Origin of the sequence: Rossellomorea aquimaris (genome assembly GCF_001877785.1) — a bacterium.
GTDB lineage: Bacteria > Bacillota > Bacilli > Bacillales > Bacillaceae_B > Rossellomorea > Rossellomorea aquimaris_A.
Window position 1 is genome coordinate 77,896 of record NZ_MINN01000128.1, and the last position, 25,719, is coordinate 103,614.

The window sequence follows — 25,719 nt, forward strand, 5'->3', positions numbered from 1 at the left end:
AAGTTATGCAGATCAAAATGGAAAATATCCATAAAGCCTTTGGAAAAAATAAGGTGCTCGAAGGTGTAGATATCCACATTGGAGACGGGGAAGTCCATGCTTTGATGGGGGAAAATGGAGCGGGAAAGTCGACCCTTATGAATATCCTGACGGGCCTTCATAAAAAAGATCAGGGGATCGTCCAGATCGACGGAAGGGAAAAGACGTTCGCCAGTCCTAAAGAGGCAGAAGAGTTCGGCATTGCATTTATCCACCAGGAACTGAATATTTGGCCGGAACTGACGGTGCTGGAAAACTTATTCATCAATAAGGAACCGGTTACACATTTCGGACTTATCCAAACGAAAAAAATGAAAGCGATTGCTGGTGAGCAGTTCGAGAAGCTGTCCATCTCGATCCCGTTGCATAAAGAAGCGGGACAGTGTTCAGTCGGTGAACAGCAGATGATTGAAATCGCGAAAGCACTGATGACCGATGCGAAAGTGATCATCATGGATGAACCGACGGCGGCACTTACGGACAGGGAAATCGGGAAACTTTTCGAAGTGATCCGGTCGTTGAAGAAATCGGGCGTATCCATCGTCTATATTTCTCACCGGATGGAGGAAATCTTCACGATATGCGACACGATCACTGTCATGCGCGACGGCAGGACGGTCGATACGACGCCGATCCCTGAAACAAACTTCGACGAGGTCGTCCGCAAGATGGTCGGCCGCGAACTGACCGACCGTTTCCCAAAGCGTGAGGCGAAGCCGGGTGAATCAATGCTCGAAGTGAAGAATCTTACGAGAAAAGGAGTCTTCGAGAATGTGAGTTTCAGGGTCAGTGCAGGCGAAATCGTCGGCGTATCGGGTCTGATGGGGGCCGGCCGGACAGAAATCATGCGGACCATATTCGGCCTTGACGGTAAGTATGACGGGGACATTTTTATAAACGGAAAAAATGTGAAGATCAAGAACCCGAACCAAGCGGTTGAAATGGGCCTCGGATTTATAACTGAAGACCGGAAAGATGAGGGGCTGGTGCTCGACTTTCCGATTAAGGAAAATATCGTCATGCCGAGTCTGTTCAGTTTTACAAAAAATGGCTTGATTCAGTCGAAGCAGGAACAGGAGTTTGTGGACATGCTCATCAAACGCCTGACGATCAAGACGGAATCCTCCCAGACGGCAGCAAGGAATCTGTCAGGCGGGAATCAGCAGAAGGTCGTCATCGCGAAGTGGATCGGGATCGGCCCGAAAGTGCTTATCCTCGACGAACCGACGCGCGGTGTGGATGTCGGGGCGAAGCGTGAAATCTATCAATTGATGAATGAGCTGACGGACCGCGGGGTGGCAATCATCATGGTATCTTCGGAACTGCCGGAGGTGCTCGGGATGAGCGACCGGATCCTAGTCGTCCACGAAGGAAGGATTGCAGGCGAACTTACAAGGGAAGAAGCCGATCAGGAAAAAATTATGACACTGGCAACAGGAGGTCGAATTCATGAATAATGCATTGAGAAGTACAAACCATGCAGGAAGTGTAATGCAGAAGCTTGGGCCGTTCATGGGGCTGCTCGTATTGTTTGTGGCTGTTTCCGTCATGAACCCAAGTTTTCTCGAACCATTGAATTTATTGAACTTATTAAGACAGGTGGCCATTAACGCATTGATCGCGTACGGCATGACCTTCGTCATTTTGACAGGCGGAATCGACTTGTCGGTCGGATCCATCCTCGCTTTATCGAGTGCTTTGATGGCAGGCATGATGGTTTCCGGCATCGATCCGATCCTTGCGATCCTGATCGGATGTCTGTTGGGTGCAATTATGGGTGCAATCAACGGACTGCTCATCACGAAAGGGAAAATGGCACCGTTCATTGCCACTTTGGCAACGATGACGATGTTCCGCGGGCTGACCCTTGTATACACTGATGGAAATCCGATCACCGGGCTAGGTGACAGTTACGCGTTCCAGCTTTTTGGAAGAGGTTATTTCCTTGGGATCCCCGTTCCTGCGGTCACGATGTTCCTTGCATTTGCCGTTCTTTGGGTGATTCTTCATAAAACACCGTTCGGACGCAAAACGTATGCGATCGGCGGTAATGAAAAGGCAGCACTGATTTCAGGTATCAAAGTTTCACGCGTGAAAGTGATGGTGTATTCACTGGCCGGGTTGCTTTCAGCACTTGCGGGTGCAATTTTGACTTCCCGCTTGAATTCGGCGCAGCCGACAGCCGGTACATCGTATGAGCTGGATGCAATCGCAGCCGTCGTCCTTGGCGGGACAAGCCTTTCAGGCGGACGCGGACTGATTGTCGGTACACTGATCGGGGCGCTCATTATCGGTACTTTGAATAACGGCTTGAACTTGCTGGGCGTTTCATCCTTCTTCCAGATGGTCGTAAAGGGTGTCGTCATCATCATCGCCGTTCTGATCGATCGAAAGAAAGCAGCATAGGAGGATGATCATGAGAAAACTACTCGTATTCATATTGAGCTTGTCTCTTGTATTCCTTGGCGCCTGCTCGCTGCAGCCGCCGGAATGGGCAAAACCTGACACGAAAAACAAGGATCCGGAAGACATCAAGATCGGGCTGTCGGTTTCCACGTTGAATAATCCATTCTTCGTCTCAATCCGGAACGGTGTCGAAGAAGAAGCGAAATCACAGGGGATGGACGTCATCGTTGTCGATGCCCAGAATGATGCAGCCAAACAAATCAATGACGTTGAAGACTTGATCCAGCAGGGCGTTGATGTCCTGCTCATCAACCCGACCGATTCATCCGCGATATCCACCGCGGTCCAGTCGGCGAACAGTATCGGCATTCCAGTCATCACACTAGACCGTTCCGCCGATAAGGGCGAAGTGGAGACGCTGGTCACATCCGATAATGAAAAAGGCGGAGAAATGGCCGGCGAATATATCGTGGAACAGCTTGGTGATGGAGCGAAAGTCGCGGAACTTGAAGGGGTTCCGGGGGCATCCGCTACCCGCGAGCGCGGGAAGGGCTTCCACAATATCGCCGATGAAAAACTGGAGGTCGTCGCAAAACAGACCGCCAACTTCGACCGTACGAAAGGGTTGAACACGATGGAAAACATCCTTCAGGGTAATCCTGATGTCAAAGCGGTGTTTGCGCACAATGACGAAATGGCACTCGGTGCGTATCAGGCGATCCAAAGCTCAGGCCGAGATGTTCTGGTCGTCGGATTCGACGGAAATGATGATGCATTGAACAGTATCAAACAGGGGAATCTGTCCGCAACCGTCGCCCAGCAGCCCGTTGAAATCGGTAAGCTTGCCGTGAAGGCAGGAGCCGATGTGCTGCAGGGGAAGAAGGTTGAAGAGCTGATCCCGGTTCCGTTGAAACTGGTGACGGAGGAGAATGTAGAATAGGGAAGTAGAGAATGATAATTGGTTGGTTTTAGTGATTGGAGAGGAGGCTCACGGGGGTGGGTCTCTTTTTATTTGAAGTTTTACGGATGCCGGGACATATATTGGCGGAAGGGGTATCATTTGCCTGGTGTTAGCATGGATATTTTTTATAATTGACGGAATAAATAGTAAAATTCGAAGATTATTGGTGGGAATTCAAAGATTCCGCCCTGATGTCGAAAGAAAAAGTGCATTTTTCGGAAAGGTTCAGGCTGAAATTCAAATATTATCCAAAAAATGTAATTATTACTGCTCCGAAACACAAAGATTACTAAAAAATCGGTCCAATCACCCCCGGAAAATTCAAGATTAACTTTCAAAATACACAAATAAGACTCAAACCGGGCTCAATTTAATGGAGGGGGGACGAGATGAATTATCTAAGTGGATTGGAGAAACTCATGGGGATGGATCTATTTTTATAAGTAGGAACCTGGGGCGGCAGGCTGATTTATTGATAGAAGATGCCTTTTGTTTGGGTATTTTTGGTAAGTGACGGAAATCGAGATATTCGAAGATTATTGGTGGGAATTCGAAGATTCCTGGCCGAAATCGAAAGAATAAGTGCATTTTTCGAAAGATTTCAGGCCAAAATTCAAAGATTGACTAAAAACTGTAAAATTCACCGTTCTAAAACCTATAGATTAACTAAAAAAACTGTAAGATTCACCACTATAAAACTCAAAAATTACCAAACCACCGCCCTAAGATTCAAACATTACCCAAAAACCGCCACACTCTCCGAAAAAACCACCCAAATCACCGTACCAAGAAGCTGCCACGCCCCGAAACTTACCATCAGAACCCCCATTAACAGAAATCCCCTAAACAAATAACGGCATATCCCTGTTATAGTTAAAATAGAATGAATGGATTAATGACAATCGTAGGGGAAATGAATCTATGAAAAAGATAAAAAGTATCCTGTTCATGCTGCTTGGGATCGTGTCGCTCGGAATCGGGCTTGCCGGCACGGTGCTGCCTGTCCTTCCGGGCGGTCCGTTCTATTTATTTGCCGCCTTTTGTTTTGCCAAAAGTTCCAAGCGGATTGAAACATGGTTTAAAAATACAACTATATATGATAAGTATGTTCTGGCATTTCTGCAAAAGAAGGGGATGACCCGCAGGGAGAAGATCAGAATCAACGTGACGGCCGATTTCTTCATCCTGCTTTCTGTCATATTCGTGGACATCCTGTTTGTCAGAATCATTTTAATAGTCCTCGCTTTGTACAAACATTATTATTTTGTGAAAAAAATAAAGACCCTGCCTGCGGATAGGCAAGGTGATGAGGTGAATGAAGCGAACTGACGCGGGAGGCGCGGCCGCTTTTCCCGGCTGTGGTCCTGCCGGCTGTCTCCAACCACATAAAAAGGGACGGGTCCCGGCTCTGCAGCCGGTGCTCGTCCATTTAAACAGCCTTCATATAACGGCCTGTAATTTAGTCCATTGCTTTTAATTCCCCGGTCAGCCGCAGGAATTCATTCTTGTCTCCGTCCCGCAATGCCCGGTCGATGTTCTGCTCGAGCTGTTCTTTCCGGAACACAAGCAGAGCTTTATCCAAAATCATTTCTGCCATTAAAGAGTCCAGGGTAATCAAATCAGGCTTTGGTGCGTTCAGCAAGTATTTCTTCATGAGAATCAACTCCTTGACCTTTTTTCTATTATACTAACCATTTTCTTAATTTTCAAACATTTTATAAAAAAAATTGACCCGCCCCTCAATCCGTTAATCATCGACATACAGAGGGGCGGGCTTTCAAAAGTATTTCAATCAAAGAAAAACAACGACCGCAAAGGATTCTTGAATGCTCTCTTGGTCGGTTCGTAATCGCGGACTGCGCTTGTGCAGGATTCGACTTCGCCGAATCCGATGAAATTCATCTTCATGTCGCGGTCGAGATTTCGGGCATATTCCCATTGTCCCCATTTCTCGAACAGTTTCACCTGCAGGTCCGCCGCCTTCAATCTGGTGTTCACGGTCAGTCTGCCGTCAGCGTCCTGTTCTATTCTGAACTCTTCTATTTCCCCGAACTTGTGCAGGATGAAATCGATCTCTTCCTGAAGCTTGTCCGGCTGATTCCTGTATTCTTCTGACAAGATGACATTGGTCGTTACATGGATATTCATTTTCCCCATTATAATTCCTCCGTTCTGGTTTTCGCCTGAAGAGGGTCTGCTAGTATATACGGATGGGGCATCAGATTGTTTCAGATTTTTGTGGATTCTGTTCATGCTTCAAGATAACACAGCCCGCTTAGCAAACTTCCCGGAAGCTTGAATGACTAAGAGAAGATAATAATGAAATAGTGATAGTTTATTTGATTATGCACTCGGAATTAGGTAAAATCTTTTTATATTCATTTTTTTAAAACGGCTGGGGGGATGGAAATGGGACAGAGAAGCTAAGATTGCTTGCGACACGCGCAGGAACATATTTGGTAACGTATCAGCGCGGGCTGCTGAAAGCCGGAAGTTCTGCTTCTCATGACAGGTTCTATGCTATCCCTTCACTAGATAAGTAGATTCATAAGCTTTCATCTCCCGGAACCATTTACAATGTAAATGAGATTTTTAAAAATAATGGAGGTGTAAGCCTCGTCCATGGATGAGGCTGCTAATTGACAACGTCTATAAATTTAATTTTGATTGCATTATTGATTGCTTTGACCGCATTTTTCGTGGCGACTGAGTTCGCGATTGTGAAGGTCCGCGGATCCAAGATTGACCAGCTTGTTGCTGAGGGCAGGAAGGGATCGATGGCAGCGAAGAAAGTCGTGACTCATCTCGATGAGTACCTTTCTGCCTGTCAGCTCGGGATTACGATCACAGCCCTTGGTCTTGGTTGGCTGGGTGAGCCGACTGTTGAGAAGATTCTGCATCCGCTGTTTGCTTATTTAGAAGTGAATGAAACGCTCACGCATTTGCTTTCATTCGGTATTGCCTTTGCTCTTGTAACCTTCCTCCACGTGGTGGTCGGTGAACTTGCCCCGAAAACGGTGGCGATTCAGAAAGCCGAGGCAGTGACTTTGCTGTTCGCGGGTCCGATTATTTGGTTCTACCGGATCATGTATCCGTTTATTTGGCTTTTGAACGGTTCAGCCAGGGTGTTTGTGGGCATATTTGGACTAAAGACGGCTTCTGAGCATGACGAAGTCCATACAGAAGAAGAGCTGCGGATCCTTCTTTCGGAAAGCTATCAAAGCGGGGAAATCAATAAGAATGAATTGAAGTATGTGAACAACATCTTTGAATTCGATGAGCGGATCGCCAAGGAAATCATGGTTCCGCGGAAAGAAATAGTCTCCCTTTCGATCGACGATACATTTGCCGACGTGGTGGAGACACTGAGAAAAGAGAACTTCACCCGTTATCCGGTTATTGACGGTGATAAGGATAACATCAAAGGATTCGTCAATATGAAGGAGCTTCTGACGGAGACGGTGACCAGGAACCTCGAAGAAGAGCATTTCAGGGTTCATTCGTTCCTCAATCCGATCATTACCGTCATCGAGACGATTGCGATCCATGACCTGCTTGTGAAAATGCAGAAAGAGCGCGTGCATATCGCCGTGTTGATCGATGAATACGGCGGAACGGCAGGGATCGTGACGGTCGAGGACATCCTTGAAGAAATCGTCGGTGAGATCCGTGATGAATTTGATGAGGATGAAGTCGCTGAGGTAAGAAAGCTGAAGGACGGACATTATCTGCTTGATTCGAAGGTGCTGATCAATGAGGTTAACGCTCTTCTGGACATTTCGATCGACGTAGGGGACCTTGACATCGATACGATCGGCGGCTGGTTCATGACACACAACATCAATTCCAAAATCGGCAGTGTCATCGAAGAAGAGGGATACCGTTTTAAAATCATCGAAAAAGACGGCATCCAGCTCCGTTATCTCGAAGTGACGAAGCTTTAGACGCAAGAAAAGCAACTGGTTTGGTAGACCGGTTGCTTCTTTTCATACATATGAATATTACTTTAAGGCAGGTGATTCAATTGGCAAAAAGCAAACTGTATCGATGGAGTATTCAGATACTCATTATCTTGACCATTATCTATGTAGCAACGAAAGTCCAGTTTTTATTTCAGCCGATCGGGGTCCTGTTTTCCACGATTTTCTTCCCGATCATCATTGCCGGATTTCTTTACTTCCTGTTGAATCCGCTTGTGAATTTACTTGAAAAACTGAAGCTTCCAAGGACGGTCGCCATCCTTGTCCTTTATGCGCTGATCATCGGGGTGATCAGCCTGATCATCGGGAATATCGCACCGATCATCACAAAACAGGTGACCGGGCTGATTAACGATATGCCTGACTATGTAAGGCAGACCCGTGATTATATCATCCATTTATCCGAGAGCGATCAGTTCAAGTGGATGATGAATCAGGACTACGTTCCGCTTGAGGATATCGAGAAACGTCTGGGTGAGTATGCAAATACCCTTCCTGACAATATTACAGCTGCCATCACAGGATTTTTCGGCATCCTGACAAGCATAGCGATTACGATCGTCACGGTTCCGTTCCTGTTGTTCTTCATGTTCAAGGATGGTCACAAACTTCCGCATGCGATTGCAAAATTCATGCCGGATGCGTACCGCGAAGAAGGATTGAAAACATTGCACGACACGAATGACACGTTGGGCGCATATATTCAGGGGCAGCTTCTCGTCGGTTTGTTTGTCGGGACACTGACCTTCATAGGCTACCTGATCATTGGGCTGCCTTATGCGCTGGTGATGGCGCTCATAGGGGCAGTCACGAACATTATCCCTTACCTGGGGCCGTTCCTTGGAGCCGCCCCGGCGGTCGTCATCGCATTGTTCGATTCACCGACAAAAGCGATCCTCGTCGTGGTCGTCATCCTGATAGCACAGCAGATCGAAGGGAACGTGCTGTCGCCTCTCATCCTCGGAAAGAGCCTCGACACCCATCCTGCGACGATCATCATACTGCTCCTTGTAGCGGGGAACCTTGCCGGGATCCTCGGTATGATCCTTGCGATTCCGACGTATGCGGTCGCCAAGACCATCGTCGTGAATACGGTGAAGTTCATCAGAATGCGCCGGTATAACTTAAGTGAGTTGAAAAAAGAATAGCACAGCCAGATAGAAAGCCCGTCCCTTGATGCATGTCTGCATAAAGGGGCGGGTTTTTTTGAAGGATTTCCTGCCCTTTCCAGGGAAGTAGTAGAGTGGCGGTTCCAAAGGGGAATGTACGTGTCTTAATACATAAGGAGGGGTTCAATGTGTTCATCGTCAACGTTGAAGCAGCCATCCATCGTGATGGAAAGTGGCTATTAATAAGAAGAAGTGAAAAAGAGGAGCATGCGGCGGGGGAGCTGTCACTCGTCGGAGGCAAATGTGATCCGGAAGGAGTGGCGAATGATATACTCGAACGGACATTGATCCGGGAAGTGGAGGAAGAAGTGGGAGCAGTGATCGGAGGGCTGACCTATGTGAATAGTTCTTCTTTTGTAACGGACACAGGGGTGAACGTGGTTGATATCGTATTCCTTTGTCAGCTTGAATCCGGTGAACCCTGCCCGAAGAGTACTGACGAAGTCGATGAGGTGTTATGGATGTCGACGTCCGAGATTTTGTCAAATGGAGAGATCCCGGAATATTTAAAGACGAATGTCTCGCTTGCCGAAAAGAAGATTCAGGAGAGTGCGTCTGTTAATTAAGCTGCTCATAATGAAAAAGTGTTCATGATTTCATGAACACTTCTGATTGAGCCGTGATTGTCACGCCGCCTTTTCGCGTAACGCCAATCATGGCTGCAGGATATGGGGTTATCATCCTGTCTTTAGCTTAAAGTATGAAACGCGTTTCAGAGCAAGAATTTTTTATGAAATCCTGTCAGGAGGAGAAAAAGTGAAACTCGAAATAACAGAAGAATACTGCAGCGGCGACCTCGAGGAAATGAAAGCAGTCTATCAGTCAGTTGGATGGATGAAGCATTCTGCTGAGGTGATTAAACAGGTATTCGAATCAAGTAATGTCATCGTGATTGTTAAATTGGAGGAGCGGGTTGTCGGCTTCGGGAGGGCTCTGTCTGACGGTGTTTTTAATGCTGCCATCTATGATATCGTCGTCCACCGGGAGTTTCAGCAGCAGGGCATTGCCAAGAAGATCCTGGCACATTTATTGGATAGGCTGGAGCGGGTTTCCTGCGTCCATTTGATTTCCACCAGCGGGAATGAAGCATTTTATAAGAAGTGCGGTTTCAGAAAGATGAAGACGGGGATGGCGCGGTACATACGGGAGGAATTGCAGGATGAGTATCTTGAGTGATACTTGTCTTTTTTTGCTTAAAGAAACTGTTTTGAGTTTGATAATAACTAAACAGTTGTGATGATAAACTTTTGGATTTGCTTATATTACAATAAAGTCGCCGATTGGTTCAGTCAGGATAGGGAGTTTTGATAATAAATCGTTGATTTTCAATAATTAATCTTTTAATTTCGATAATAAAATTTACATTTTCGATAATAATGCCGGTTCAACCTTTTGTAATCGTTGATTTACCCTGTCTTTTCAGTGAGAAGCTGCTATATCATTGAATCTCCAACTGTAACCAGATGCTTTTTTGATGATTTTCAACGAAAAATGGTCTTGAAACAAAACAAAAAAGCCTGTACTCCGTCTTTTTATGTGGGAGGCAGACAAATCTTTTACTCCCCAGCTGTAATGGGAGTTATTTTTACTAAAAAGGCTGAACCCAAACAAAAAGCCCGTATCCCGGCCATCCAGGATACAGGCATCTTTCCCAATCAATACAAATTAAAAATATACGGGCCGATGAATGTGATGTAGAACAAGATGTACGTCCCCATGAAATAAAATGCTCCGCCCATCGAACCCCAGTCGGGATCCCTTCCGAATTTCCAGATGGCGAGAGTGATCAGAGACAAAAATATGGTCACTGCATAGGCACTGCCCGGGAAGAGAAGGTAACCTGGAGCCATCTGTTCAAAGTAGGCATTCATTGCATTCTGCGTATATGACACTGGCATGAATATAAAGATGATGATGGAAAGATACTCAACCCAGCTGATCCCGTCGTTCTCGAATGCGTTCGGCTTAAAGATGTACATGAGGATCAGTAAGAACAGGGAAGGCAGCACCCAGTAGAATGACGTCATGATTGTCACCAGACTGCTGAACATCATGAGGATGCCGTTATTGATGGCTTCTTTAACAGAACTTTTCGACCAGTTGGTGCTTTCTGAGATGACCTCCGGATTTCGTGAACTCCCTTTCAGTGCATAGTCGGCTCCATCGTAATTCATCCAGATCATGGCTTCATCGGAAATCTTCAGCGGCGGATAGGACACGTGTTTTGTCGTGCTCACCGGTGCTGCGCTGAAGACTGTACCATCTTCTAATGGTGCCGCATACAGGCTGACCGTGTTATTGTCACCTATCTTTGTGCCTTCGGATGTAATGAGGATCATTTCTTCCCCTTTCATTTCCATCAGCTGTACGCCGCCGGGGCTCATCAGCTTTTGTCCGGTATCGCTAAGATCGAACTCAACTTTTTCACCTTCCAGCATGGAATTCCCTATCTCCCCGACGGGAGCCTGAAGCTTGAATACATTGTAAGAAAGTGTTCCCTGGGTCCTTGCCTTTTGATTATAAAAAACAAGCAGGTTCCCGTCCTTTATTTTAAACGTAAGGCCCTCCATCTTCTTATTAGGTGAGCTGGCGACAGTCAGGAAAGCGCCGCTGACCTGCTGCTTTTCATCTACGTAATAAAGAACGTCGTGGGTATTGTCTTTCTCGACTTGAACGACCGCGCTCCCGTCGTCAGCTACAAACATGCCGGCAATAGTATTCGGGAAAGATTGAATTTTAATTGCTTCATTGTTTTCTAAATCGTAACGGCTCAATGTGCTGTCTTTCCAGTAGTAGACGTCATTCTTTCCTGTTCCGAGGCCAGCTATATCTTCTTCCAGGATCTGTTCCTGCCCGCCGGAAGCTGAAACTAAATTCCCGCTTTTATAATATATATACTGCTTTCCATCGGTCCAAAAGGGAAAACCCCTCGTGATTTTTGTTTTTGATGTGGTCTCTTCAGAGATTTCCAGCTTATCGTTTATCTTGATCGTCTGCACATGACCGTCTGATGCGATATGTATCTTATCTTCAGCATCCACAAATACCTGCGGCTTCTCCTTGAAAGATTCCTCGAATGGCATCGACCTGCTCCAGCCCTGTTGCGGAAGCTCTTTCACAATCAGCAGTTGATGGATAAATAGTGCTGCAATAAATATCAAAGTAATCCCAATTGGAAGTCCGAAGGCTTTCAACTTTTCTTTCATTAAATAACATCCCCCACAGTTGTCTTTGTATAATTTTGAATTTTAACACAATAGACATCGGAAAACACCATATTTTTACAAAATACTCCGTTTTAGAAATTAACTTAAAGAACTCACCTGAGTGATATATGGTAAAATTACAAATAGTTGGAATTTACGAGAGGGTTGAAGATATGTTTGTTTGGCTGAATCTTGTCAGTTTTCTGCTTGGGCTGATCGCATGGATGCTGCCATTTATAAATCTTGCGCGCGGCAAAAAATCAAACATCCTCGTTGGGCCATGCTTTCCATCATAAGCCTCAGTGCATGCGGTTTTTCACTGTGTTTTCAAATTCTATATATTATCATAAGGTTACGGTTGAGGACTGGACGGCCCTCCTGGATACGATGTATGGGGCAACATTTGCATCACCGATTCTCTTTAGTGTAACGATATTGTTGAACCTTATCGTATGGATTGTTCACCGCAGCAAAGCAGTAAGTTGAGGATGCTGAAAACTTAATTCAAGCACAGAACGTCTAATGGTAAATATCCTGCCCGCTTAACGGGGAAGCAGAATGAGGGAGATGGATAAAGTTGAAAAAATACTCCTGGATGAGTTATGTATCAGCAGGGATTCCGATTGTATTGATGATTCTATTATTTGCAGTGCCGAACATTACGGAGCGAACAGTGGTTAAAGGTATCTTTTATGCACTATTTTTAGGTGCTCCGGTATCCATTATTTTAAGTATTACTGCACTATTCAAGAAAAGTGAAAAGAATGGATTTGCTGTATTGGGGCTGTCCGCATCACTGTTACTGGCAGGTTCACTTATTTACCTCCTCCTGCTTGGTTTCGGGATGGGTGAAGCGTAATTCGATAAGACTTTCAGGGGGATGATGCTATGAAGAAAAAACTTAGTCTATTATCGTTTGGATTATTTTTAATTGGAGCCTTGATTTACGTGATGATGCTCTTTGGCAGGGATGAGTTCCTCCTGGCAGGCGTGAGCTGCTCGGTGGCGGGGTTGATCATTGCCTTGTTTTCAGAGCGCGGCCCGTATAAAAAAATTGCAATCGCCGGCAATGGTGTCATCGTGGGTGTCGCAATTATTGTGCCGGTTATCGTGACGACTTTTTTTTGGAACACACCATAAATAATGAGTAAAGGAAGGGGAATCTCTATGCAAGAAGGACATCTTCACCACGTCGAAATCTACGTATCCGATTTGAAAAAATCATCAGAGTTTTGGGGATGGTTTTTACAAGAACTTGGGTACCATTCTTATCAAAAGTGGGAGAAGGGAGAAAGCTGGAGGCTGGGAGAGACTTATCTTGTTTTTGTTCAGACGGAAGAACGGTTCCTGGACGAACCTTATCACAGGTGCAGGACGGGAATGAACCATTTGGCGTTTTATGCTGCATCCCGCGAGCGGGTGGATGAGATGACGGAAAAGTTGAGGGAGAAGGGGGCAAAGGTCCTCTATGAAGATCTCCACCTTTCGCAGGGGGAGAGAATTATTATGCTGTCTACTTCGAAGATCCCGATCAGATAAAGGTGGAGTTTGCGGCACCTTAATTTGATATTCAGAGAGGTGTTCAAGTGAAAGAGATGAAAGGAAGGAAAATCCTGTTAGTCTCAGGGTGGCTCGCTGTAATTGCCGCCTTCTTCACGGGAACAATTTTCCCAGCAATCGCTGCAGTGTGTATTGGGGTTGTATTAAAGATTGATTATGATGAACAAAGGAAAGGGGTTTATCTCATCATAATGGGAATCCTCAGTGGATTATCTTGTCCTGTACTAGGCACGTTGGTCATTTGGTATATGGATCATAAATTTTAGAATGCTAATAAACAGCTGGGATCTCAAAAATCCCTGCTGTTCTTTTGTTTGTTCTAAATTTCATTCCTAAGTATGTACCCGCTTGAACTTGATGCTGAGTTTAACTAGACATTCCCATTCAAAGGACTATAATAAAAAGGCAAACCTACTTTTTTACATATAAAGGGTGAGATATATGGTGGCAAAAGAAAGCAATATGAAGCTTGCTCTTGCAGGTCTTTTGCTCGGGATCCTGATGTCGGCGATGGATAATACGATTGTCGCTACGGCGCTTGGATCGATCGTGTCCGATCTCGGCGGCCTTGATAAATTTGTTTGGGTGACATCTGCGTACATGGTGGCCGTCATGGCCGGAATGCCGATTTTTGGTAAGCTGTCGGATATGTATGGAAGGAAGAGGTTTTATATCTTCGGGCTGTCCATATTCCTGATTGGTTCTGCATTGTGCGGGATTGCACAGGATATCGTCCAGCTGAGCATTTTCCGTGCGATACAGGGCATCGGGGGAGGCGCACTGCTTCCAATTGCCTTCACGATTGTATTCGATCTGTTTCCTCCTGAACAGCGGGGGAAAATGACGGGTCTGCTTGGTGCCGTGTTCGGATCGGCATCTGTATTCGGTCCGCTGATCGGTGCCTTCCTGACCGATAATCTCAGCTGGCACTGGGTATTCTACGTAAATGTGCCGATCGGGCTGCTATCCTTATTTTTCATCATCACGGCTTATAAAGAATCCCCTCAGCGTTCTGATCAGCGCATCGACTGGGGCGGGGCGATTACGCTTGTCATTGCGGTCGTAAGTCTGATGTTCGCGCTTGAACTCGGCGGGAAGGAATTCGATTGGGCTTCCTGGCAGATCATCGGATTGCTGCTGTCTTTCTTCATTTTCATTGTTAGTTTCATGTTTATCGAACGAAAAGCAGACGAACCGATCATATCGTTCTGGATGTTCAAGAGTCCTTTGTTCGCGTCTTCACAGGCGCTTGCCTTTCTATACGGGGCGGCTTTCATCATCCTGACGATCCTGATCCCGATCTTCGTTCAGGCTGTTTATGGAGGTTCGGCGACAAATGCAGGGATGATCCTCACACCGTTGATGCTCGGATCAGTCGCAGGGAGCGCGGTTGCCGGTATCCGCATGACAAAGACAAGCTACCGGAACATCATGTGGCTGTCGATCCTGTCGTTCCTGGCAGGAATGCTGCTCCTGGCTACGATGGGACCGGATACAAGCAGGCTTCTGCTCACGCTCTATATGATTCTGAGCGGATTTGGCGTCGGCTTCTCTTTTTCGCTGCTGCCGAATGCGACCATCCATAAGCTTGATCCAAGGTTCAGGGGATCCGCCAACTCAACCAATGCGTTTTTCCGTTCACTCGGGATGACGCTCGGGATCACCGTTTACGGGACGCTTCAGACAAAGCTCTTCGCTTCCAATCTGGAAGAAGCCTTTAAAGGCCAGGGCGGCGGGCAGGCCTTCCCTGGAGGCGGGGATCCAAGAAGCATTTTCGAACAGGAAATGCGAGAGATGATCCCTGCACCTGTCCTTGAGAAAATCACGACGGCGATGTCGGACTCGATCACCACGACATTCGCCTATGCATTGATTCCGCTGGTCATCGCGGTGTTCTTTGTTTACCGGATGGGCAGCAGCAGGCTTGAAGTTGAAAAGGAAGCACCAAAGGCTTCTGAATAAGTGTAGTAAAGAAAAAAGGAGAACGGGGCTGCGACCTTCTCCTTTTTTAATTTATGGATTTACAATTAACTCCAATGAAATTTACACTTTTTAACCACTCCTTATAATCGCCCCAACATTCCGTGTCTATAATGAAGGTGACTATTTAAAGGGGTGATATCAATGGATCGAATGTTTACAGGACTTCATAAGATGGATCAGCAGCTCTTTTACAAAATAAACGGCAGTAAATTGTACCGTTCCTTCTTTGGTGTGATCACTCATTTGGGAGGTGCGAGAATCTCAATCCTTTCCATCCTTTTATTGGCTCTTATAAGCGTATTCTATCCTTCGATCAGGCCGGCAGTCATCCAGGCATTCCTCGCCTTGAGTGTCAGCCATTTCCTCATGCACTTTATCAAACGTTCGGTGAAAAGGATCCGGCCCTATCTGTCGCTGCCTGATGTGATGCTCCACGGTCATCCGTTTGAGGATCACTCATTTCCTTCAGGCCACTCCACGGCGATCTTTTCGATAACAATCCCATTTATGCTGCAATTTCCTGCAGTCATCGTGATTTTGTTCCCCATCAGTGTGCTCGTTGCCTACTCGAGAGTTGTGCTCGGCGTGCACTATCCTTCCGATGTGATGGCTGGGGCGTTACTGGCTATGTGTACAGCGGTTTTGGTATCCCTTTTATAGCAGATACCATCACTGCAATAGTTCCAGAAAGTTAAGAACTCACAAGGTAACATAATGGAAGTACTACTGCCTGATGATCGAAAGGTCCATCGGTTTTTTTGTGCTGGAATAAAGAATAGTTTATTCTAATAGAAATAGATAAGAGACTACAGGCAATTTTTAATCGTTTTTGAAGGGTTCCGGAATATAAAGCGGGAATCTATCAATAGAGATGCTTTTACATAACAGAGGAGGAAACGAATATGCCATATGAAATCAGCGATAAAAAAGAATTGTCACCAGAACAAAGGGAAGAATTACTCACCGGATTGGAGGCTCGCTTTGAGAAGAACATGCATCGTCATGAAGGAGTAGAATGGTCCGGGGTGCAGAAAAAGCTGGAGGCAAATCCTGATAAGTTATGGTCCCTGCACGAAATGGAACGGACAGAGGGCGAGCCCGATGTCATCGGATATGATGAGCAGAAGGACGTGTACCTGTTTTGTGATTGTTCAAAAGAAAGCCCGAAAGGCAGGAGGAGCGTGTGTTATGACCGAGAAGCCCTTGAGTCCCGGAAAAAGCACAAGCCTGAAAACAGCGCGATCGACATGGCCGTTTCGATGGGGATTGAATTATTGACGGAGGAACAATATCGTTCGCTCCAGGAAATTGAATCGTTTGATAAGAAAACCTCGAGCTGGATCCAGACTCCGGCAGATATCAGGGAACTTGGCGGTGCCCTGTTCTGCGACTACCGGTTCGGACATGTCTTCGTGTATCATAACGGGGCGGACTCCTATTATGCCGCCCGGGGATTCCGCGGGAGGCTGACCGTATAAAATAATCGGGCCCATTCCTTGCCGTCGACTGCAGGGAACGGGCTTTTTATTTTGACTAAAAATAATGATCATACTCAATCATTGAAGTCCCGTCTTCACCAATTTGCTCGACCGAAATTTTATGTACGACTGAAGAGAATTCAGTGTTGAACTCCTCCGTATCATGCAGAGCCTTCTGAAACGTTTCCTCACCATTCAGCTTTCCCACCGTCACATGCGGTATGTAACTCAGCTCACGTGCATGATGTCTCTTCAGGATGCCCTGGTACAAGCGGTCACGCAGTTCAATGATGTGGTCATTCCCTTTCTTAACATTCAAGAATAAATAATGTCCATCAGCACCGGTCACGTTCTGACATCTGATCTCAAAAGGCTTGAAGCCAATCAGGCAGTCTTGAATATGATTAATAAGTTCCCTTTTTTGGAGGCTGCTTGTGAACGGATGAACCAATGTAATATGAGGAGAGATGCAGGAATGGAGGGGGTCATATTTTTCTCTCAATTCTTCGATTTCTTCAACATTATCAAATTCGGGGAAAATACAAATGGAGCGGTTTATCATTCTTATCACCTGCCATTGTAAGCCCGTCCCCCGGTTTGGGCGGGACGGGCCGCTGATTAATTTTCTTTACTCATCATTTCATAATACTGATACAGCGCCTGCGTTCCTTTATTTTCACCACCTGATTGGCTGAACAGCTCATATAACTCTTTTGCCAGCTTCAGGCCCGGGACAGGGACGCCCATGTTTTCTGCAGATTCGATGGCGATTTTCATGTCTTTGATGAAATGTTTTACATAAAATCCAGGGTCGAAGTTGCCGTCGATCATGCGGGGGGCCAGGTTTGAAAGCGACCAGCTTCCGGCAGCCCCGGCTTCGATGCTTTTTAATACGGTTTTTGGATCAAGGCCTGCTTTTTCGGCATAGAAAACAGCTTCACAGACACCGAGCATACCGGAAGCGATCGCGATCTGGTTGCACATCTTAGTATGCTGTCCGGCGCCTGCATTTCCCTGCAGCACGATGTTTTTTCCCATTGCTTCAAGGACCGGGCGGATTCCTTCAAATGTTTCTTCTTCGCCTCCGACCATGATGGTGAGGGCAGCATTCCTGGCCCCGACATCACCGCCCGACACAGGAGCGTCATAGGCATGGATGCCCGCTTCCTTTGCCCTGTCAAAGATCAGCTTCGCGAGGTCAGGGGACGAAGTGGTCATATCGATGACATACGAACCCCGCTTTGCATTTGCCAAAATACCGGCCTCGCCAAGATAGACTTCCTCTACATCAGTCGGATAACCGACAATTGTGATGATGATGTCCGACTCTTTTGAGAGAGCGGCGACGCTTTCCTTCCACCGGGCTCCTTCTGTGAGGAGGTCTGCCGCTTTTTCCTTCGTTCTCGTAAACACATTCAAATGGAAGCCGGCTTTCGTAAGATTGCGGGCCATGCTTTTTCCCATGACGCCGGTGCCGATGAATCCTATCGTCTTCTTTTGCATTTCTTTCCCTACCTTCGCATTTGGAATCTATCGATCTATTAGGTAAAGTATACCAATCCCTGTCTGATAGGAACAGTTAAAGGTTCGTTCACATTTTTGTTGAGCGTAGCGGAAGGGTGATTTATCCCTGTTAATGCAACCGGTTTCATAGTATACTAACTTTATTGTAGAATAATGATTGAATCAAATTTGATTAGTATATAAAGGAGCGGTTTTATGTCTAAGCAATGGTGGAAAGAAGCGGTCATCTATCAAATTTATCCCCGCAGCTTCAAGGATTCGAATGGCGACGGGATCGGTGATATCAATGGGATCATCTCGAAGCTTGATTATCTGAATGAACTCGGGATCGATGTGATCTGGCTGTCTCCGGTCTATCAATCTCCCAACGACGACAACGGCTATGATATCAGCGATTACCGGGGTATCATGGATGAATTCGGGACGATGGCAGACTGGGAGCGCCTCCTTGATGAGATGCATAAGCGCGGCTTGAAGCTGATCATGGACCTCGTCGTCAACCACAGTTCGGATGAGCATGCGTGGTTCGTGGAATCCAGGAAATCAAAGGATAATCCGTACCGGGATTACTATATTTGGATGGACGGCAAAGAAGGAAGCGAGCCGAACAACTGGGAGTCGTGCTTCAGCGGATCGGCATGGAAATACGATGAGGCTACGGATCAATACTTCCTGCACCTGTTCAGCCAGAAGCAGCCGGACTTGAACTGGGAGAACCCGAAGCTCCGCGAAGAAGTATACGAGATGATGAAATTCTGGCTTGATAAAGGGATCGACGGGTTTCGGATGGACGTCATCAACTTCATTTCAAAAGTGGACGGGCTGCCGGATGCAGAGTTACCGGAAGGCCGGAAGTTCGCGCCGGGCGGAGACTACTACATGAACGGGCCGAAAATCCATGACTATCTTCAGGAAATGAATGAAAAGGCGCTGTCCGGCTATGGCGTCATGACAGTCGGTGAAATGCCCGGGGTGAACGTGGAAGAAGCAAAACTTTATACAGCCGAACACCGTAAAGAAGTGAATATGGTTTTTCAATTTGAACACGTGGACCTTGACTCCGGTCCCGGCGGCAAATGGGACCTCCGTCCGATGAAGATGAGCGCGCTCCGCGACAGCTTCACAAAGTGGCAGCAAGGGCTCGAGCACGAAGGCTGGAACAGTTTGTACCTGAACAATCACGATCAGCCGCGAATGGTATCACGCTTCGGAAACGACAAGGAATACCGCGTGGAATCAGCGAAAATGCTCGCCACGTTCCTTCATACGTTAAAAGGGACCCCGTATATCTATCAGGGTGAAGAACTCGGCATGACGAACGTCAGATTCGGTTCCATCGAGGATTATCAGGATATCGAGACCCTGAATATGTACCGGGAAAAAGTCATTGAAAACGGAGAAGATCAAGACCTTGTGATGAATTCCATCTACGCGAAGGGCCGCGACAATGCCCGCACTCCGATGCAATGGGATGATTCGGAGCATGGAGGATTTACGACCAGCGACCCATGGCTGAAGGTGAATCCTAACTACACGGAGATCAATGCGGAACAGGCAATGGACGACCCCGATTCCGTCTTCCATTATTACCGCAGGCTGATCGCACTTCGTAAAGAAAATCCGATCATGGTATACGGTTCATATGACCTGGTCATGTCTTACCACGACAAAATCTATGCGTACACAAGGAAATATGAGGGACAAACAATGATTGTCATGCTCAATTTCTCTGATGACAAGCCGGTATTTAAACTTCCTTCAGATTATGAAAGTGCAGGGAACCTGTTGATTGGCAACTACGGGGTTGAATCGGGCACGGACATCCGCGAAGTGGAGCTCCGCCCTTATGAGGCACGGGTATATTTAATGAAGTGATGGGTGGAAAAAGGAATGCACCTTTTAACGGGTGCTTTCCTGTTTGACTTTATTTCTGCTTCTTTTGTGTTCCGTCCGTTTGAACGGACATGATTTCATCCTTTTCGCTCATCTGCTTTTCAGCAAGCTTTTTTGCTGCTTCATGCTGCTGCTCTTGCGTAGGCTTTGCCATGATGTTTCCCTCCCTTTCCAATCGTTCAAGTTCATCTCTAGTTTTGATTTATTTAGAAATGCTTATTCTTTATTATTCCATTTTGCCTCATTATGAATTGTTTGAATCATCAATTGGAATAGCTCCTATGTCCAGGTGAGTATCCGATATTCTGTCACAAAAACGGGACTTTCGTGGGGTTTTGTCCGTTTAAATCGAATTTTTCTGGATATCACGGTATAATTTAGAATTGATGAAAGTTACATACATATTTAAAGGAGGAACAGATGATGGGGTGGATAATCGCCATTTTGTTCGGTACAGCCGTCGTGCTGCTCATTATATCGTTAATTAAAACGACACAACAAAAATCACAGCTGGAGCAGCAGGTGGAACATGCTTCAATTTCTGTGTTGAATGAAGTCCAGGAACTCGAAAAGCAGATCCGGAATATGCAACTGGATGCTGAGATCACGGCACAACAATCCGGAGCAATGGAAACTTCTTCAGAAGAGCGTCAAATGCTTCGTGACATGCTTGATCTCTATAAACGGGGATATTCAGTAGAAAGCATCGCGGCCAAATCAAAGCTCCCTAAAACTGAAGTGGAGCGCATGCTTACGCCTTATATGAGAAGAAAGGCTGAAAGGGGCATGGTGGCACAATGACATCTAATTCCCTGCGCAGTTTTGCCCTGGGCCTCCTTCTTGCCGCAACGGCAACCGGGGGAGTCTATTTCTTTGGTCCTTCGGAAGCGGAAAGCACCGAGAAATCCGATGAAAAAACAGTGAAAACAGAAAAACTCACAGAAGACGAAATGATCGAGCAGTTGACTGCCAAAGGCTTTGTTGTCCAATCGAAGGAAGCATGGGACAAGCAGGTCGCAGCTGCAACTGAAGCCAAGGAAGATGAACCTGAAAAGAAATCAGAAAAGAAAAATGAAGACGGTGTCGTTTACCGCACTATCCTGAACGTATCGATGGGTATGACGAGTATCGACATCGGAAATGCATTGGAAGATGCAAAGATCATCGATGACGGGATGAAATTCTACAAAGAAGTCGAAAAACGCGGACTCGAGAATGAATTAAGACCAGGCACATTCCAGATCGAAAGCGGAATGAGCATGGATGAAATCATTTCGATCATTTTTAAATAGTTACCATTGAAAGCTCCTTTTAACCAGGGGCTTTTTGTTTTACAAAAAATTGAAACTTTTCCTTATATTATCCGTAAATCGTAATAAGGGGTGATTCAGATGACTGGAATCTTTTTAATCATATTGGTACCGTTTTTCATTGTTTTCATCGCTAAACTCATGGCCGATCCTTCAGAAAGAAAGCATACAGAGGGAGGAGGGAATACCGTCTTTTACGGCGGCGACAATGATAATTCGGATCACTGCGGCGGTTTTGAGGGCGGCGGGTTTGGCGGTGGAGATGGCGGATGCGGGGGAGGCGAATGAATCCTTTTTTTCCGGAAAGTAAAAATTACATGAGTCAGGTGTGATAGATATGGAACTATTCGAACTGAAAGTGACTGAAAATCAAGGCATTCTCCAGATCAGATGGCAATTGAGCAAGATTGAGATCCCTCTCGCAGACATTGTGAGTGTGGAAAACGATGATACATATGGCGGCAAAGAAAAATCAGCGATCCGGATCGGCAACCCGTATGGGCATACTGACAGGGTGGTCATCCAGACACAAACCGAAACCTATATCCTTTTTACAAGCATCGGCGGCTTGAGGGAGAAGATTTTGTCTTATCAGCAAAAAGGTGCTTTAAGCTGACATACTGCAAGTGATAAGTAAGGAGTTAAATCATGGATTCAGATGCAGCATTTAAAAGCGGGAAAAGAAGAGTTTTCAAAAAAGTGATCACCACATTCCTCGTCGTCGGATTGGTCACTGCTGGAATCTTTGGATATGGTGTTTATTGGCTGTTTTATGATATGGGCCGCCTGCCAGAGGGGGACTTTCTTACGGAAGAACCATCACCTGATGGCACCTACACCGTGAGAGCATACGTAGCGAACGGCGGAGCGACCGTCCCGTATTCAGTCCGCGTTGAACTGGTATTTAATAAAAAAGAGGGCAAGAAGAAAACAATCTATTGGAACGATCGCCAGGAAAGTGCGCACCTCTCTTGGAAGGATGACGATACAGTCATCATAAACGGACACACGTTGGATGTGCCGGGGGATCGGTTTGATTTTAGGCATGACTGATTACATGGGGAGGGGAGGAAGCGGCATGAAGCAAGCATTATTCTTTTTCGGGTCGGCCCTGGCCGTCATTTTCGGAGGCGGTTTTTTGATTCGTTTTATAAGGGACGGAGATTTTTACATAGCGGAGTTTGCCGGTGGTGTGACCGGGGTGGTTTTGCTGGTTTTAACGTTGGTAGTGAAAAATAAGGGGGAAAATGCGGAACGTGGATTTTAGCAGTGGAAATTAACAAGGTATTTTGGCTTGCTTTAGCTTGAAATGATTGAGATTTGTCTGTTTTGGGGAGTAGTTGACCGCTCAAATACGAAATTCAGCCGATTCAATCGTCTGAAAGCTGCATTTTGTATATAGATTACTATCCCATTCAGGATTTATGATCCTAAATAGAAATATATGATCCAAATTAGAATTATATGATCCTAAATAGAAATTTATGATCCTATTTTCAAATTTATGATCTTATGAGAATTATTCTAAATAAGCTGGTCTGCAAGTCCGCCCTGTCCGGCCGGGATTCCATCCTACTGAAAGTATGTGACCAACTATATAACACGGGAATAGCAAGTGATCTAAAATGAATTTTTAAAAGCCCGCCCCCGTCAGCGTCGATGCGTCTACACAGCCGGGGACGGGCAAATAAGTTAAAATCACTTTCTATTTTTCCTGCATGAACAAAGCAGCATAGACATAGCGTTTGGCGGCTGACTGGTAGTATGCCGCCTGGACGCTCAAGGAAGAAACAATGAGGACATTCAGCACCGAGTTCATCTGATCTTCATTCAGGTGGTGGAAAATCGGAAGGATGTCCCTGCATTCTTTATGTATGAATTGTTCGATCCACTCATTCATCGGGCCTGAGCCGTCGACTGGCGGAAGCGGCCGGTGATGAAGTTTTTCGAAGACGAACGCATAGGCTGAATAGAGGTCGATGGGATGGATGATGTCATCTGACCTGTCTTCAGGGTTATTGAAGGCAAGTGTCAATATCTTCCTGATGGAATCAAAATCAAGCGATGACTTTAAATCCTCGACAATCAACAGCATCGTTGCCTGGTCGACATTGTATTTCTTGCCGATCTGGGGTCTTCCGACCAATTCCTTGATGTCACGCTTCACCCAATTCTGGACGGCGCTTGGGGAAAGGTGGGTATATTCAATCTGGTTTCCGAGGGCGACGATTTCATTGATGGAAAACCCGATTTCATTTTTCGTGTGTTTAAGGATCTTTTCAAAAATGGAGGGCATCCCGGATGAAATCAGCGTGCTTAACTCTTCCTTGTTCGTGAGGGACCAGGCTTCTTTCAGGATCATTGTCGGGGTTTTGGAGTGCTGACCATTAAGTGAGTGCAGCAGGTCAGCCATATTCTTGCGTGATAATGTAAAGTATTCCACAGTCAAACCCCCTTATCTTAAATCTCCTTCTTTATAGTACGTCTTCCCAAAAGCCCCGTCAATTGCACCCCCGGTAAAAATTGATTGAATTTTATCAATAAAAGCTATATAATAAGTTCAAATATAAGTTCATATGAACTTAAAAACAGGAGTGAAGACTGAAGATGGGTAAGCGTATTTTTTATTTTCTATTGACCAATATTCTGGTACTACTCACCATCTCTATCATATTTTCCGTGACTGGAGCCGGGAATTATATTAATGATCAAGGTGGAATAGATTTTGGGGCTCTCTTGATCTTCAGTGCCATCATCGGTTTCTCAGGGTCTTTCATATCCCTTGCCATGTCCCGCTGGATGGCAAAGAGAATGATGAATGTCCGTGTACTTGATCCGAACGGTCCATTGTCTGCAGCCGAACAGGGGATTGTCGAGAAAGTCCACCGCTTATCAAGAGCTGCCGGACTTATGCATATGCCTGAGGTTGGAATCTATGATTCACCGGAAGTGAATGCCTTCGCGACAGGTCCTTCCAAGAAGCGTTCCCTCGTGGCAGTTTCGACAGGACTTCTCCGCGAGATGGACGACGATGCCGTGGAAGGTGTCATCGCCCATGAGGTTGCCCACGTGGCGAACGGAGACATGGTGACCATGACGCTTCTGCAGGGTGTTGTCAATACATTCGTTGTGTTCCTTTCAAGGATTGCAGCATGGATTGCGTCCCGATTTGTAAAAGAAGAAATGGCACCGATCGTCCATTTTATTGCCGTTATCCTTTTCCAGATCGTCTTCTCGATCCTTGGAAGCCTGGTGGTATTCGCGTATTCCCGTCACAGGGAGTTCCATGCAGACCGCGGCGGAGCGGATCTTGCCGGTAAAGATAAAATGGTCCATGCCCTGCGCATGCTGAAAGACTATTCAGCCCGGATGAGAGGCGAGGATGATACAGCCATCTCCACGTTGAAAATCAACGGCCGCAGAAAATCAGCCATTTTCTCGACTCACCCGGACCTTGATGACCGCATCAATAGACTTCAGGCAAAATAATGAAAAGCCCTTCCATCACTGTTTGATCAGTGGAGGAAGGGCTTTTTTTACAGTGTCATCGTATATTTCTTTAATTCCTCGGTGTCATGGGGCAGGGTCACGTAGCCGTCAAGCTTCATCCCCAGCTTTCCGAGCAGCCTTGAAGAAGGGAGGTTGTCCTTCGTGGTAATCGCAGCCAGACGTTTCAGGCCGATTTCTTTTGCATAGGCAGCAGTCCCTTTCGCTGCCTCTATTGCATATCCCCGGGACTGATGATCTTCAAGAAAGGCAAACCCGATGTCCACATCTTCAAGGCCATCCCTCTTGATGAGCCCGCACAGCCCGATGGGACCATGGTTTTCCTTCAATTCAACCAGGAAAAGGCCGAATCCTTTCTGCTCATACATCGCCTGCGGTCCGGTTTGAATATAGTGTACCGCGTCTTCAGTTGTCCGGATCCCCTTATCCCCGATATATTCGATCCATCCAGGTTCGTTAAGCAGTTTATAAATGAAAGCAGCATCGCTTTTTTCGACCGTGCGCAGAATGAGACGGTCTGTTTCAATTACGTTCATGGTGTGACCTCCAGCATTTTATATCTATATTTATAGTAAATCATTTCAGGCAAAGAAGGAATAAGTATAACCCTCCCGAGGCAGAGGAGACTATAGGGGAAGTGTACGTATGTTAGTATGGTGATAGAAACCCGGCACTCGTTGAACAGACTGAATTACTCGAAAAG

At 46.2% G+C, this 25,719-nt stretch carries 30 protein-coding genes and 1 pseudogene; 23 read left to right on the plus strand and 8 right to left on the minus strand.

What is annotated here, in order from left to right; genetic code table 11:
* The first annotated feature begins 5 nt into the window (after positions 1-5).
* The 4 genes from BHE18_RS18845 (at position 6) to BHE18_RS18860 (ending at position 4,735) form a co-directional block, all read left to right on the plus strand.
* Positions 6-1,496, plus strand: a complete 1,491-nt coding sequence (locus BHE18_RS18845) for a sugar ABC transporter ATP-binding protein (protein WP_071620052.1) — start codon at positions 6-8, stop codon at positions 1,494-1,496.
* Entirely contained in the window at positions 1,489-2,445 is a 957-nt protein-coding gene (gene rbsC, locus BHE18_RS18850; RefSeq protein WP_071620053.1) for a ribose ABC transporter permease RbsC, read from the plus strand. Before BHE18_RS18845 ends, rbsC begins: the two co-directional genes overlap by 8 nt.
* Before the next feature lie 10 nt (positions 2,446-2,455).
* Entirely contained in the window at positions 2,456-3,385 is a 930-nt protein-coding gene (gene rbsB, locus BHE18_RS18855; protein WP_071620054.1) for a ribose ABC transporter substrate-binding protein RbsB, read from the plus strand.
* Positions 3,386-4,327: 942 nt separating this feature from the next.
* Positions 4,328-4,735 (plus strand): YbaN family protein, encoded by a 408-nt coding sequence (locus BHE18_RS18860; protein ID WP_071620055.1) that lies wholly within the window; start codon positions 4,328-4,330, stop codon positions 4,733-4,735.
* A gap of 130 nt (positions 4,736-4,865) precedes the next feature.
* Here the strand turns inward: BHE18_RS18860 and BHE18_RS18865 are convergent, their stop codons facing one another.
* Entirely contained in the window at positions 4,866-5,060 is a 195-nt protein-coding gene (locus BHE18_RS18865; protein ID WP_071620056.1) for an IDEAL domain-containing protein, read from the minus strand.
* Between the two features lie 134 nt (positions 5,061-5,194).
* On the minus strand, positions 5,195-5,563 hold the full coding sequence (locus BHE18_RS18870) for a hypothetical protein (protein WP_071620057.1): 369 nt from the start codon (positions 5,561-5,563) through the stop codon (positions 5,195-5,197).
* 482 nt (positions 5,564-6,045) lie between these two features.
* Between BHE18_RS18870 and BHE18_RS18875 the strand changes: the two genes are divergently transcribed.
* The 4 genes from BHE18_RS18875 (at position 6,046) to BHE18_RS18890 (ending at position 9,731) form a co-directional block, all read left to right on the plus strand.
* On the plus strand, positions 6,046-7,350 hold the full coding sequence (locus BHE18_RS18875) for a hemolysin family protein (protein WP_071620058.1): 1,305 nt from the start codon (positions 6,046-6,048) through the stop codon (positions 7,348-7,350).
* An 80-nt stretch (positions 7,351-7,430) separates the two neighbouring features.
* Positions 7,431-8,534, plus strand: a complete 1,104-nt coding sequence (locus BHE18_RS18880) for an AI-2E family transporter (protein WP_071620059.1) — start codon at positions 7,431-7,433, stop codon at positions 8,532-8,534.
* 149 nt (positions 8,535-8,683) lie between these two features.
* On the plus strand, positions 8,684-9,121 hold the full coding sequence (locus tag BHE18_RS18885) for an NUDIX hydrolase (RefSeq protein ID WP_071620060.1): 438 nt from the start codon (positions 8,684-8,686) through the stop codon (positions 9,119-9,121).
* 190 nt (positions 9,122-9,311) lie between these two features.
* Positions 9,312-9,731, plus strand: a complete 420-nt coding sequence (locus tag BHE18_RS18890; RefSeq protein WP_440480402.1) for a GNAT family N-acetyltransferase — start codon at positions 9,312-9,314, stop codon at positions 9,729-9,731.
* Between the two features lie 479 nt (positions 9,732-10,210).
* On the opposite strand, the gene BHE18_RS18895 is transcribed toward BHE18_RS18890, so the two are convergent.
* Complete coding sequence (locus BHE18_RS18895; protein WP_071620061.1) at positions 10,211-11,761, minus strand: hypothetical protein; 1,551 nt, start codon at positions 11,759-11,761, stop codon at positions 10,211-10,213.
* Positions 11,762-12,338: 577 nt separating this feature from the next.
* Between BHE18_RS18895 and BHE18_RS18905 the strand changes: the two genes are divergently transcribed.
* The 7 genes and pseudogenes from BHE18_RS18905 to BHE18_RS18935 all read left to right on the plus strand — a co-directional run bounded on the left by BHE18_RS18905 (position 12,339) and on the right by BHE18_RS18935 (position 16,782).
* On the plus strand, positions 12,339-12,620 hold the full coding sequence (locus tag BHE18_RS18905; protein WP_071620062.1) for a hypothetical protein: 282 nt from the start codon (positions 12,339-12,341) through the stop codon (positions 12,618-12,620).
* 29 nt (positions 12,621-12,649) lie between these two features.
* Positions 12,650-12,901, plus strand: a complete 252-nt coding sequence (locus tag BHE18_RS18910; RefSeq protein ID WP_071620063.1) for a hypothetical protein — start codon at positions 12,650-12,652, stop codon at positions 12,899-12,901.
* Positions 12,902-12,928: 27 nt separating this feature from the next.
* Positions 12,929-13,323, plus strand: a pseudogene (locus BHE18_RS18915) (VOC family protein).
* Between the two features lie 24 nt (positions 13,324-13,347).
* Positions 13,348-13,587 carry a hypothetical protein gene (locus BHE18_RS18920; RefSeq protein WP_071620064.1) on the plus strand — a complete coding sequence of 80 codons (240 nt, stop codon included), beginning with the start codon at positions 13,348-13,350 and terminating at the stop codon, positions 13,585-13,587.
* Positions 13,588-13,762: 175 nt separating this feature from the next.
* Positions 13,763-15,283, plus strand: coding sequence for an MDR family MFS transporter (locus tag BHE18_RS18925; protein ID WP_071620065.1), 1,521 nt, complete (start codon positions 13,763-13,765; stop codon positions 15,281-15,283).
* A 162-nt stretch (positions 15,284-15,445) separates the two neighbouring features.
* Positions 15,446-15,964 (plus strand): phosphatase PAP2 family protein, encoded by a 519-nt coding sequence (locus BHE18_RS18930; protein ID WP_071620066.1) that lies wholly within the window; start codon positions 15,446-15,448, stop codon positions 15,962-15,964.
* 242 nt (positions 15,965-16,206) lie between these two features.
* Positions 16,207-16,782 carry a DUF4256 domain-containing protein gene (locus BHE18_RS18935; protein ID WP_071620067.1) on the plus strand — a complete coding sequence of 192 codons (576 nt, stop codon included), beginning with the start codon at positions 16,207-16,209 and terminating at the stop codon, positions 16,780-16,782.
* A gap of 55 nt (positions 16,783-16,837) precedes the next feature.
* Here the strand turns inward: BHE18_RS18935 and BHE18_RS18940 are convergent, their stop codons facing one another.
* Together BHE18_RS18940 and BHE18_RS18945 are read right to left on the minus strand one after the other, a co-directional pair.
* Positions 16,838-17,344: a 2'-5' RNA ligase family protein gene (locus tag BHE18_RS18940; RefSeq protein ID WP_071620068.1), complete on the minus strand. Its 507-nt coding sequence runs from the start codon at positions 17,342-17,344 to the stop codon at positions 16,838-16,840.
* Between the two features lie 56 nt (positions 17,345-17,400).
* Positions 17,401-18,312 carry an NAD(P)-dependent oxidoreductase gene (locus BHE18_RS18945; protein WP_268876475.1) on the minus strand — a complete coding sequence of 304 codons (912 nt, stop codon included), beginning with the start codon at positions 18,310-18,312 and terminating at the stop codon, positions 17,401-17,403.
* Positions 18,313-18,501: 189 nt separating this feature from the next.
* Here BHE18_RS18945 and BHE18_RS18950 point away from each other — a divergent pair, with 189 nt between their 5' ends.
* Entirely contained in the window at positions 18,502-20,181 is a 1,680-nt protein-coding gene (locus BHE18_RS18950; RefSeq protein ID WP_071620070.1) for a glycoside hydrolase family 13 protein, read from the plus strand.
* A 49-nt stretch (positions 20,182-20,230) separates the two neighbouring features.
* Here the strand turns inward: BHE18_RS18950 and BHE18_RS23810 are convergent, their stop codons facing one another.
* Positions 20,231-20,353: a hypothetical protein gene (locus BHE18_RS23810; protein ID WP_268876382.1), complete on the minus strand. Its 123-nt coding sequence runs from the start codon at positions 20,351-20,353 to the stop codon at positions 20,231-20,233.
* A gap of 266 nt (positions 20,354-20,619) precedes the next feature.
* Here BHE18_RS23810 and BHE18_RS18955 point away from each other — a divergent pair, with 266 nt between their 5' ends.
* The 6 genes from BHE18_RS18955 (at position 20,620) to BHE18_RS18980 (ending at position 22,776) form a co-directional block, all read left to right on the plus strand.
* Positions 20,620-21,000, plus strand: a complete 381-nt coding sequence (locus BHE18_RS18955; RefSeq protein ID WP_235860383.1) for a hypothetical protein — start codon at positions 20,620-20,622, stop codon at positions 20,998-21,000.
* Positions 20,997-21,491: a hypothetical protein gene (locus BHE18_RS18960; RefSeq protein ID WP_071620072.1), complete on the plus strand. Its 495-nt coding sequence runs from the start codon at positions 20,997-20,999 to the stop codon at positions 21,489-21,491. The genes BHE18_RS18955 and BHE18_RS18960 overlap by 4 nt, the downstream gene beginning before the upstream one ends.
* A 99-nt stretch (positions 21,492-21,590) precedes the next feature.
* Positions 21,591-21,797 carry a hypothetical protein gene (locus BHE18_RS18965; RefSeq protein ID WP_071620073.1) on the plus strand — a complete coding sequence of 69 codons (207 nt, stop codon included), beginning with the start codon at positions 21,591-21,593 and terminating at the stop codon, positions 21,795-21,797.
* A 49-nt stretch (positions 21,798-21,846) separates the two neighbouring features.
* Positions 21,847-22,125 carry a SunI/YnzG family protein gene (locus BHE18_RS18970; protein WP_071620074.1) on the plus strand — a complete coding sequence of 93 codons (279 nt, stop codon included), beginning with the start codon at positions 21,847-21,849 and terminating at the stop codon, positions 22,123-22,125.
* Between the two features lie 32 nt (positions 22,126-22,157).
* Entirely contained in the window at positions 22,158-22,562 is a 405-nt protein-coding gene (locus BHE18_RS18975) for a DUF5412 domain-containing protein (protein ID WP_071620075.1), read from the plus strand.
* Positions 22,563-22,587: 25 nt separating this feature from the next.
* Positions 22,588-22,776 (plus strand): hypothetical protein, encoded by a 189-nt coding sequence (locus BHE18_RS18980; protein WP_071620076.1) that lies wholly within the window; start codon positions 22,588-22,590, stop codon positions 22,774-22,776.
* Between the two features lie 438 nt (positions 22,777-23,214).
* On the opposite strand, the gene BHE18_RS18985 is transcribed toward BHE18_RS18980, so the two are convergent.
* On the minus strand, positions 23,215-23,952 hold the full coding sequence (locus BHE18_RS18985; protein WP_071620077.1) for a DUF1836 domain-containing protein: 738 nt from the start codon (positions 23,950-23,952) through the stop codon (positions 23,215-23,217).
* 164 nt (positions 23,953-24,116) lie between these two features.
* Between BHE18_RS18985 and htpX the strand changes: the two genes are divergently transcribed.
* Positions 24,117-24,998, plus strand: a complete 882-nt coding sequence (gene htpX, locus BHE18_RS18990) for a protease HtpX (RefSeq protein WP_071620078.1) — start codon at positions 24,117-24,119, stop codon at positions 24,996-24,998.
* Between the two features lie 47 nt (positions 24,999-25,045).
* Here the strand turns inward: htpX and BHE18_RS18995 are convergent, their stop codons facing one another.
* A complete protein-coding gene (locus BHE18_RS18995) occupies positions 25,046-25,552 on the minus strand; it encodes a GNAT family N-acetyltransferase (RefSeq protein WP_071620079.1) in 507 nt (168 codons plus the stop codon).
* Between the last annotated feature and the right edge of the window lie 167 nt (positions 25,553-25,719).

Excerpts from the sequence above, each read along its gene's own strand:
- BHE18_RS18960 (WP_071620072.1), top strand. The coding sequence starts at position 20,997 with ATGACATCTAATTCCCTGCGCAGTTTTGCCCTGGGCCTCCTTCTTGCC.
- BHE18_RS18895 (WP_071620061.1), bottom strand. The coding sequence starts at position 11,761 with ATGAAAGAAAAGTTGAAAGCCTTCGGACTTCCAATTGGGATTACTTTG.
- htpX (WP_071620078.1), top strand. The coding sequence starts at position 24,117 with ATGGGTAAGCGTATTTTTTATTTTCTATTGACCAATATTCTGGTACTA.
- BHE18_RS18955 (WP_235860383.1), top strand. The coding sequence starts at position 20,620 with ATGATGGGGTGGATAATCGCCATTTTGTTCGGTACAGCCGTCGTGCTG.
- BHE18_RS18910 (WP_071620063.1), top strand. The coding sequence starts at position 12,650 with ATGAAGAAAAAACTTAGTCTATTATCGTTTGGATTATTTTTAATTGGA.
- rbsC (WP_071620053.1), top strand. The coding sequence starts at position 1,489 with ATGAATAATGCATTGAGAAGTACAAACCATGCAGGAAGTGTAATGCAG.
- BHE18_RS18980 (WP_071620076.1), top strand. The coding sequence starts at position 22,588 with ATGAAGCAAGCATTATTCTTTTTCGGGTCGGCCCTGGCCGTCATTTTC.
- BHE18_RS18940 (WP_071620068.1), bottom strand. The coding sequence starts at position 17,344 with ATGATAAACCGCTCCATTTGTATTTTCCCCGAATTTGATAATGTTGAA.
- BHE18_RS18925 (WP_071620065.1), top strand. The coding sequence starts at position 13,763 with ATGGTGGCAAAAGAAAGCAATATGAAGCTTGCTCTTGCAGGTCTTTTG.
- rbsB (WP_071620054.1), top strand. The coding sequence starts at position 2,456 with ATGAGAAAACTACTCGTATTCATATTGAGCTTGTCTCTTGTATTCCTT.
- BHE18_RS18950 (WP_071620070.1), top strand. The coding sequence starts at position 18,502 with ATGTCTAAGCAATGGTGGAAAGAAGCGGTCATCTATCAAATTTATCCC.
- BHE18_RS18965 (WP_071620073.1), top strand. The coding sequence starts at position 21,591 with ATGACTGGAATCTTTTTAATCATATTGGTACCGTTTTTCATTGTTTTC.
- BHE18_RS18930 (WP_071620066.1), top strand. The coding sequence starts at position 15,446 with ATGGATCGAATGTTTACAGGACTTCATAAGATGGATCAGCAGCTCTTT.
- BHE18_RS18995 (WP_071620079.1), bottom strand. The coding sequence starts at position 25,552 with ATGAACGTAATTGAAACAGACCGTCTCATTCTGCGCACGGTCGAAAAA.
- BHE18_RS18935 (WP_071620067.1), top strand. The coding sequence starts at position 16,207 with ATGCCATATGAAATCAGCGATAAAAAAGAATTGTCACCAGAACAAAGG.
- BHE18_RS18975 (WP_071620075.1), top strand. The coding sequence starts at position 22,158 with ATGGATTCAGATGCAGCATTTAAAAGCGGGAAAAGAAGAGTTTTCAAA.
- BHE18_RS18845 (WP_071620052.1), top strand. The coding sequence starts at position 6 with ATGCAGATCAAAATGGAAAATATCCATAAAGCCTTTGGAAAAAATAAG.
- BHE18_RS18860 (WP_071620055.1), top strand. The coding sequence starts at position 4,328 with ATGAAAAAGATAAAAAGTATCCTGTTCATGCTGCTTGGGATCGTGTCG.
- BHE18_RS23810 (WP_268876382.1), bottom strand. The coding sequence starts at position 20,353 with ATGGCAAAGCCTACGCAAGAGCAGCAGCATGAAGCAGCAAAAAAGCTT.
- BHE18_RS18870 (WP_071620057.1), bottom strand. The coding sequence starts at position 5,563 with ATGGGGAAAATGAATATCCATGTAACGACCAATGTCATCTTGTCAGAA.
- BHE18_RS18970 (WP_071620074.1), top strand. The coding sequence starts at position 21,847 with ATGGAACTATTCGAACTGAAAGTGACTGAAAATCAAGGCATTCTCCAG.
- BHE18_RS18865 (WP_071620056.1), bottom strand. The coding sequence starts at position 5,060 with ATGAAGAAATACTTGCTGAACGCACCAAAGCCTGATTTGATTACCCTG.